We start from the raw sequence: 7,895 nt of genomic DNA, 5'->3' as shown, positions 1-7,895 counted from the left end.
CACGTACCTTGCTGGCGATGCATGTCACGCCGGCGCACGTAGCCCAGCGCCTTGTTCTGCCCATCGGTCACTACCACATAGCGGCGGTCGTGCTCGTCCAGCAGTTCCACCGCATCGCTCACCGGCGTCCCCGGGCTTACCGACGGCGCGTTGTCCGCTGCATCTTCGGCACGCACCAGCAACAGGCGCTTGAGGGTGCTGTCCTGGCCGACAAAATTGCTGACAAAGTCGTCCACCGGGTGCGCCAGCAAGGTGTCCGGGTGGTCCAGCTGCAACAGCTTGCCCGCGCGGAAGATGGCAATCTTGTCACCCAGCTTGATCGCCTCGTCGATATCGTGGCTGACCATGATCACGGTCTTGTTCAATGCCCGTTGCATCTCGAAGAACTCGTTCTGGATCATCTCGCGGTTGATCGGGTCGACCGCGCCGAACGGTTCGTCCATCAGCAGCACCGGCGCGTCCGCTGCCAGGGCGCGGATCACGCCGATACGCTGCTGCTGGCCGCCGGAAAGCTCGCGCGGGTAGCGCTGCAGGTACTGTTTGGGTTCGAGCTTGATCATGTGCATCAGCTCGCGGGCGCGGTCGTGGCACTTCTGCTTGTCCCAGCCGAGCAGGCGCGGTACCACGGTGATGTTCTCCTCGATGGTCATGTTGGGGAACAGGCCGATCTGCTGGATCACATAGCCGATATGGCGGCGCAGGGTGACCTCATCCAGCCCGGTGGTGTCCTCGCCGTTGATGAACACCTGGCCGGAGGTAGGTTTGATCAGGCGGTTGATCATTTTCAACGTGGTGCTTTTACCGCAGCCCGACGGGCCGAGAAACACACAGATTTCGCCTTCGTTGACGGTGAGGTTCACCGAGTCGACGGCTTTGACGTCCTTGCCGTTGGCGTTGAAGGTCTTGCTGAGGTTTTTCAGTTCGATCATGAGCGCAGTCCTTCTGGAGTCAGGGCACGTTGCAGGGTTTGCAGCAGCAGGTCGGCGATGATCGCCAGCAGGCTGACCAGTACGGCGCCGACCAGCAGCATCGACATGTCGCTGCGGCTGATGGAGGTGAGGATGAGCACGCCCAGGCCGCCGGCGCCGATGGTGGCGGCAATGGTCATGACGCCGATGTTCATGACCACGGCAGTGCGCACACCGGCAAGAATCACCGGCACTGCGATGGGCAGCTCGACCATGCGCAGGCGCTGGCCGAAGGTCATGCCGATGCCGCGCGCCGCTTCACGGATGCCGGGCTCGACGTTGGTCAGGGCCAGGTAGGTGTTGCGCATGATCGGCAGCAGCGAGTACAGGAACACCGCAGTGATCGCCGGCAGTGGGCCAAGGCCCTGGCCGAACTTTGAATAGAACGGCAGCAGCAGGCCGAACAGGGCGATGGACGGAATGGTCAGCAGCACCGTGGCGCTGGCCTGCAGCGGGCCGGCGACGGCCGGGAAGCGTGTCATCAGGATGCCCAGCGGCACGCCGACCAGAATCGCCAGGCTGACGGCGACGCCGACCAGCATGATGTGCTGCCAGGTCAGCTGCAGCACCTGCGCCCAGTCCAGGTGGTTGAAAGTGTCGATCAGGTTCATGGCTGGCCCTCGCTGTGCAGTGGGTGCTCTCGCAGGAAGGCGGCAGCCACGGCGGTGGGGTTCTGGTGCTCGACGTCGACCTGGGCGTTCAGCTGGCGCATGGTTTCGTCATCCAGCAGCTCGGCCAGAGGCTTGAGCAGGCCGACCAGTTGCGGGTTGGCATCGAGCACGGCTTTGCGTACCACCGGCGCGGCGGTGTAGTCGGGGAAGTAGTGCTTGTCGTCTTCCAGCAGTTTCAGGTTGAACGCGCTCAGGCGGCCGTCGGTGGTGTAGACCAGCCCGGCGAATACCTGGTTGTTGCGCATGGCGGTGTACACCAGGCCGCCGTCCATCTGGCGGATATTGCGCCGGTCCAGCGGCAGTCGGTACATCTCGCGCAGCCCGACCAGGCCGTCGGGGCGGTTGGCGAACTCGGTGTCCAGTGCCACCAGGTGGGTGCGCTCGCTTTCGTCACGCAGTACCAGGTTGAGGTCGCTGATGGTATTGATCTGCGGATAGGCTTCGGCCACTTGCTTGGGCAAACCCAGCGCGTAGGTGTTGCTGAACTTCGACGGGCTCAGCCAGATCAGGTCCTTTTTTGCATCCAGCGCCTTTACCCGGGCGAAGGTGGCTGCGGCACTGGGCATGCGCTCGTCGATATGGTTGTACGACACCAGCGACACGCCGGTGTATTCCCACATCAGGTCGAGCTGGCCGGTTTCCTGGGCCTGGCGGGCAATGTTGCTGCCAAGGCCGGTGGTGACGCGCACGTCAAAGTCATTGGCGCGCAGGTACTGCGCAGTGATTTCGGCGAGCACGGTCTGTTCGGTGAACACCCGCGCGCCGATACGGATCAGCGGTTTGTCCGCCGCCTGGGCAAATCCTGCAAACAGCAGGGCCGCGCCCAGCAGCAAGGCGATTCTCTTCTTCATACGTTCCCTATCTTTATTGGGCCAGGCCACGTTCCAGCCAGCGCTTGCTGGAGAAACTCACCGCAGCATCCAGCACCAGGGCCAGCAATGCGGTGCAGGCGGCACCCAGCAGCAGCTGTGGCTGGTTGTTCAGGCCGATGCCGGGAAAGATCAGGCTGCCCAGGCTGTTGGCCCCGATCAGGAAAGCCAGTGGCGCGGTACCCACGTTCAGCGCCAGGGCCACGCGCACCCCGCCGACAATGATCGGCACGGCGTTCGGTAGCTCCACTTGCCAGAGTTGCTGGCGCGGGGTCATGCCGATGCCGGTGGCGGCTTCCTTGAGCGAGGCGGGGACGTTTTTGAGGCCCTCGTAGGTGTTGCGCACGATGGGCAGGAGGGAGGCGAGGAACAGCGCGAAGATCGCAGGCCCGGCGCCGATGCCCAGGATACTGAGGGCGATGGCCAGAACGGCCAGAGGGGGAATGGTGTTGCCAACGTTGAAGAACTGCATGAAGCGCTCGGCTTTGTCGACCCGGTGCGGTCGACTGAGCGCAATGCCGGCGGGGATGCCCACGGCCAACGCCGCCGCCATCGAAGCCAGCACCAGTATCAGGTGCGCTTGCAGGTAGAACCCAAGATCGTCGCGATAACGCGCGATCGTGTCGATGCCGATCCAGTGGATCAGCAGGGCCAGGATGACGAGCACGGCGGCCCATCCCAACAGCCCTTTACCGTAGCGTTTAGCCACAGGCGGACTCCTTGTGTTGTCGGCGAGCACACTTCTTTGAAGCCGGCCATGGTTGGCGGCGGGTGGTGTGTTCGCGAGTAGCAGCGTGACGCAGGCCGAAGGCTGCGAATCAAGCCATGAGCCGAACCCCGTCGGGCCCGAAAATGCCAGTAAAACCAATCCCCAAGCGAAGCGGGTTGCAGGGGAGTGGACGTCTCCGTGGGCGCAAAGGTTCCCACTTGAAGCGGCATTTGGCCAGCGTTAATCACTGGGTGTGCGTAATTATGGCGAGAAAAAACAGTGGGTTAATGTGCTGCGGGCGTTGAAACAACTACCCTGTGGCCATTTGCCGTGATAAAGCAATTGCCTGGAAAATTTGTTGTGGCAGGGCCGGCCTATTCACCCACGAAAGGGCCGTACCAAGCGCCGCCTGTTCAGCAAATTTTGGTCCCCGCCCAACTTCAGGTATGATATCGCCCCTTTTAAAATCCCCAAGTCAGGCGATTTCCCATGACCAACCAGGCCGCCGAAGTCGCGAAGCGCCGCACTTTCGCAATCATTTCCCACCCCGACGCCGGTAAGACCACCATCACCGAGAAGCTGTTGCTGATGGGCAAGGCCATTGCCGTCGCCGGTACCGTGAAGTCGCGCAAGTCCGACCGCCACGCCACCTCCGACTGGATGGAAATGGAGAAGCAGCGCGGCATCTCCATCACCACCTCGGTGATGCAGTTCCCGTACCGCGAGCACATGATCAACCTGCTCGACACCCCCGGCCACGAAGACTTCTCGGAAGACACCTACCGCACCCTGACCGCGGTGGACTCGGCGCTGATGGTGCTCGACGGCGGTAAAGGTGTAGAGCCGCGGACCATCGCCCTGATGGACGTGTGCCGCCTACGCGACACGCCCATCGTCAGCTTCATCAACAAACTCGACCGTGATATCCGCGACCCGATCGAACTGCTCGACGAAATCGAAGCCGTGCTCAAGATCAAGGCCGCGCCAATCACCTGGCCGATCGGTTGCTACCGCGACTTCAAGGGCGTGTACCACCTGCGCGGTGACTACATCATTGTCTACACCCCGGGCCACGGCCATGAGCGTACCGAGGTGAAGATCATCGAGAAGCTCGACTCCGATGAAGCCCGTGCGCACCTGGGGGACGAATATGATCGTTTCCTCGAACAGCTCGAACTGGTCCAGGGCGCCTGCCATGAGTTCGATCAGGACGAGTTCATCAACGGCCAGCTGACCCCGGTGTTCTTCGGTACCGCACTGGGCAACTTCGGCGTAGACCATGTGCTCGACGCGGTTGTCGACTGGGCGCCGCGCCCGCTGGCCCGTGTCGCCCACGAGCGCACCGTGGAGCCGGTGGAAGAGAAGTTCACCGGCTTCGTGTTCAAGATCCAGGCGAACATGGACCCGAAGCACCGCGACCGTATCGCCTTCATGCGCATTTGCTCGGGCAAGTACGAGAAGGGCATGAAGATGCGTCATGTGCGTACCGGCAAAGACTTGCGCATCGGCGATGCACTGACCTTCTTCTCCTCCGAGCGTGAGCAACTGGAAGAGGCGTTTGCCGGTGACATCATCGGCCTGCACAACCACGGCACCATCCAGATCGGCGACACCTTCACCGAAGGCGAGGCGCTGGGCTTCACCGGTATCCCGCACTTTGCCCCGGAACTGTTCCGCCGCGTACGCCTGAAGGACCCGCTGAAATCCAAGCAGTTGCGCCAGGGCCTGCAGCAGTTGGCCGAAGAGGGTGCAACGCAGGTGTTCTTCCCGGAGCGCAGCAACGACATCATCCTGGGTGCGGTGGGTGTGCTGCAGTTCGACGTGGTCGCCAGCCGCCTTAAGGAAGAGTACAAGGTGGAATGCGCCTACGAGCCGATCACCGTCTGGTCGGCGCGCTGGATCAGCTGCGACGACAAGAAGAAGCTCGAGGAATTCCAGACCAAGGCCATGGAAAACCTGGCCATCGACGGTGGCGGGCACCTGACCTACCTGGCCCCGACCCGGGTCAACCTGGCACTGATGGAAGAGCGCTGGCCGGACGTCAAGTTCCGCGCTACCCGCGAACATCACTGATAACTGAAATGGGGCCGCAACGCAGCCCCATTTCAGTTCACTTCATCAAACACTCCCTGAACTCCGCAACGAGGTCGCCACGACCCGCCTGCAGGCGGCACTGCCGGTGTGGTGGCGGGGCACTTGTAGAGCGTCGACAGCAAATTGATCCGGCGCTGAACCCCAGATCGTCAATCGACCCAAGAATGCAGAACACCTGATGCCTGAGGGCCACTCGCGCATTTTGCACGGTTCTGAAACAGCATATTTCACTAAGTCATTGATTTTAATGATGGTCATTTTTTGTCACAAATGGCATGGCTGCTGCAATGGTTACTGCGCGAATGGATTTCTCGCTAACAACATAGGGCCAAACATCATGATCACCTCTGCCGACTACCCCGTTGTCGATACCCAAAGCCGCTCAGGGGTTTCCTGGGCGGCTATCTTCGCTGGCGCCGCTACTGCTGCAGCCTTGTCTCTCATCCTTGTGGTACTGGGTGCGGGCCTTGGCTTTGCGGCCACTTCGCCCTGGGCTGATGAGGGTGCAAGTGCCAAGGCCCTGGGCGTCTCCACCATTGTCTGGCTGCTGCTGACGCAGATCATCGCCTCAGGGCTGGGCGGCTACATTGCCGGTCGGCTGCGGGTGAAATGGGCCAACCTGCACGGTGACGAGGTGTATTTCCGCGATACCGCACATGGCTTCCTGTCCTGGGCTGTAGCAACGCTGGTAGCGGCGATGCTGGTACTGGGTGCAGCTGGCAACCTGGTAGGTGCCGGTGCCAGTGCCGCGTCACAGGCCGCGACCATGTCGGTAGCAGCAGGTGGTGCAGCAGCGGCGGGTAGCAATAATGACTCGATGGGTTACTTCGTCGACAGCCTGTTCCGTGGCGATGGCCCGGCACCGGTCAGCGACGATGCCGCCAACGGTGTAGCCGCACGCATCCTGGCCAAAGGGATTGCCAGTGACCAGGCATTGCCTGCCGAAGATCGCGCCTACCTGGCGCAACTGGTGGCGCAGCGTACCCGCCTGAGCCAGGCCGAAGCAGAGGCACGTGTCGACCAGGTGATGGCCCAGGTACAGCAGCTGAAGACCGACGCCAAGCAAGCGGCCGACACCGCTGCCAAGGTTGCCGCCTGGACGGCGCTGTGGACCTTTGTCGCACTGCTGTGCGGCGCGTTCTTCGCCAGCGTCGCGGCGCTGTACGGTGGCCGTCAACGTGACCGCGTGCAGTGGCTTGAAGGTGACTACGTCGCTCACCGGACCATTCAACGTTAAGCAAGGAGAACTGCCATGCGCTCGATACTGTTGTGGATGATCGGGGTACCGATTCCCGTGATTATCCTGATTGCACTGTTCATGCACTGAATCGAGGGGCGGCTTATGCCGCCCTTTGCTTTGGCGCTCGACAAGGAGACAGGCCATGCGCTCGATATTGCTGTGGATGATCGGGGTGCCGATCCCGGTGATCATCCTGATCTGGTTGTTCATGCATTGAAATAGCCGGGGCCGCTTTGCGGCCAATCGCCGGCAAGCCAGCTCCCACCCAGACCGCATCGAATTCACGCCCTGCGCCGTACTTGTGGGAGCCTGGCTTGCCGGCGATGGGCCGCAAAGCGGCCCGCCCTTAATCAACGATCAAAGAAACTGCTCGGCATAGTGGCACGCTACCTGCCGGGTACTGACCTGTCGCAGCGCCGGCACCTCCTTGGCGCACCGCTCGGTCGCATACGGGCAGCGCTTGTGAAACGCACAGCCATCCGGCGGATTCAACGGGTTGGGCAGCTCGCCAACAATGCGTATCTTTGGTTTGAGTGGGTCCGGATGAATAGCCGGCGTGGCCGACAGCAGCGCCTGGGTATAGGGATGCAGCGGCTTCTCGTAGATATCCGCCTTGGGCCCCATCTCCGCCGGCCGCCCCAGGTACATCACCAGCACCTGGTCAGCCACATGCCGCACTACCGCCAGGTTGTGCGAGATGAACACGTAGGCGGTGTTGAACTCCTTCTGCAGGTCCATGAACAGGTTCAGCACCTGGGCCTGGATCGACACGTCCAGCGCCGAGGTCGGTTCGTCCGCCACCAGCACCTTGGGCTGCAGCATCATCGCCCTGGCCAGGGCGATACGCTGGCGCTGGCCACCGGAAAACATGTGCGGGTAGCGCTGGTAGTGCTCGGGCCGCAGGCCGACCTGTTCCATCATCTTCTGCACCTTCTCGCGCCGTTCGGCCTTGCTCAGCGAGGTGTTGATCAGCAGTGGCTCGGCCAGTTGGTCACCAATCTTCTGCCGCGGGTTGAGCGAGGCATAGGGGCTCTGGAACACCATCTGCACATCACGGCGCAGTTGCTTGCGTTCGGCCTTGCTGGCGCCTGTCACCTCGGTGCCGGCGATCTGCAACGAGCCCGAGGATGGCTCTTCGATCAGGGTCAGGGCACGCGCCAGGGTCGACTTGCCGCAGCCGGACTCGCCGACCACCGCCAGGGTCTTGCCAGCTTCCAGCTCGAACGACACGCCATTCAGCGCCTGAACCAGGGCATGGCCCTTGAACAGCCCGCGGGACACTTGGTAATGCCGGGTCAGCGCCCGGGCGGATAGAACGACGGCCATCACGCCACCTCCTGGTTC

General features: G+C 62.2%; 7 protein-coding genes. 2 read left to right on the top strand and 5 right to left on the bottom strand.

What is annotated here, in order from left to right:
• The 4 genes from HP547_RS20965 to HP547_RS20950 form a co-directional block, all read right to left on the bottom strand.
• Window positions 1-929: ABC transporter ATP-binding protein (locus tag HP547_RS20965; RefSeq protein ID WP_172287326.1), on the bottom strand; the 929-nt coding region annotated here is incomplete at its 3' end.
• Window positions 926-1,579, bottom strand: coding sequence for an ABC transporter permease (locus HP547_RS20960; protein WP_172218967.1), 654 nt, complete (start codon window positions 1,577-1,579; stop codon window positions 926-928). The genes HP547_RS20960 and HP547_RS20965, both read right to left, overlap by 4 nt.
• Window positions 1,576-2,490 carry a glycine betaine ABC transporter substrate-binding protein gene (locus tag HP547_RS20955; protein WP_172287325.1) on the bottom strand — a complete coding sequence of 305 codons (915 nt, stop codon included), beginning with the start codon at window positions 2,488-2,490 and terminating at the stop codon, window positions 1,576-1,578. Before HP547_RS20955 ends, HP547_RS20960 begins: the two co-directional genes overlap by 4 nt.
• Window positions 2,491-2,503: 13 nt before the next feature.
• Window positions 2,504-3,217 (bottom strand): ABC transporter permease, encoded by a 714-nt coding sequence (locus tag HP547_RS20950; protein WP_172218971.1) that lies wholly within the window; start codon window positions 3,215-3,217, stop codon window positions 2,504-2,506.
• A 489-nt stretch (window positions 3,218-3,706) separates the two neighbouring features.
• Between HP547_RS20950 and HP547_RS20945 the strand changes: the two genes are divergently transcribed.
• Window positions 3,707-5,290 (top strand): peptide chain release factor 3, encoded by a 1,584-nt coding sequence (locus HP547_RS20945; protein WP_172218973.1) that lies wholly within the window; start codon window positions 3,707-3,709, stop codon window positions 5,288-5,290.
• A 358-nt stretch (window positions 5,291-5,648) separates the two neighbouring features.
• Window positions 5,649-6,548 (top strand): hypothetical protein, encoded by a 900-nt coding sequence (locus HP547_RS20940; protein WP_172287324.1) that lies wholly within the window; start codon window positions 5,649-5,651, stop codon window positions 6,546-6,548.
• Between the two features lie 360 nt (window positions 6,549-6,908).
• Here HP547_RS20940 and HP547_RS20935 read toward each other — a convergent pair whose 3' ends face one another.
• Window positions 6,909-7,877, bottom strand: coding sequence for a peptide ABC transporter ATP-binding protein (locus tag HP547_RS20935; RefSeq protein ID WP_172218977.1), 969 nt, complete (start codon window positions 7,875-7,877; stop codon window positions 6,909-6,911).
• Window positions 7,878-7,895: the final 18 nt, after the last annotated feature.

Origin of the sequence: Pseudomonas sp. CM27 (assembly GCF_013179515.1) — a bacterium.
Taxonomy (GTDB): Bacteria; Pseudomonadota; Gammaproteobacteria; order Pseudomonadales; family Pseudomonadaceae; genus Aquipseudomonas.
Note: the sequence above shows the minus strand (reverse complement) of the source record. Positions and strands in the feature narration are given on the sequence as shown.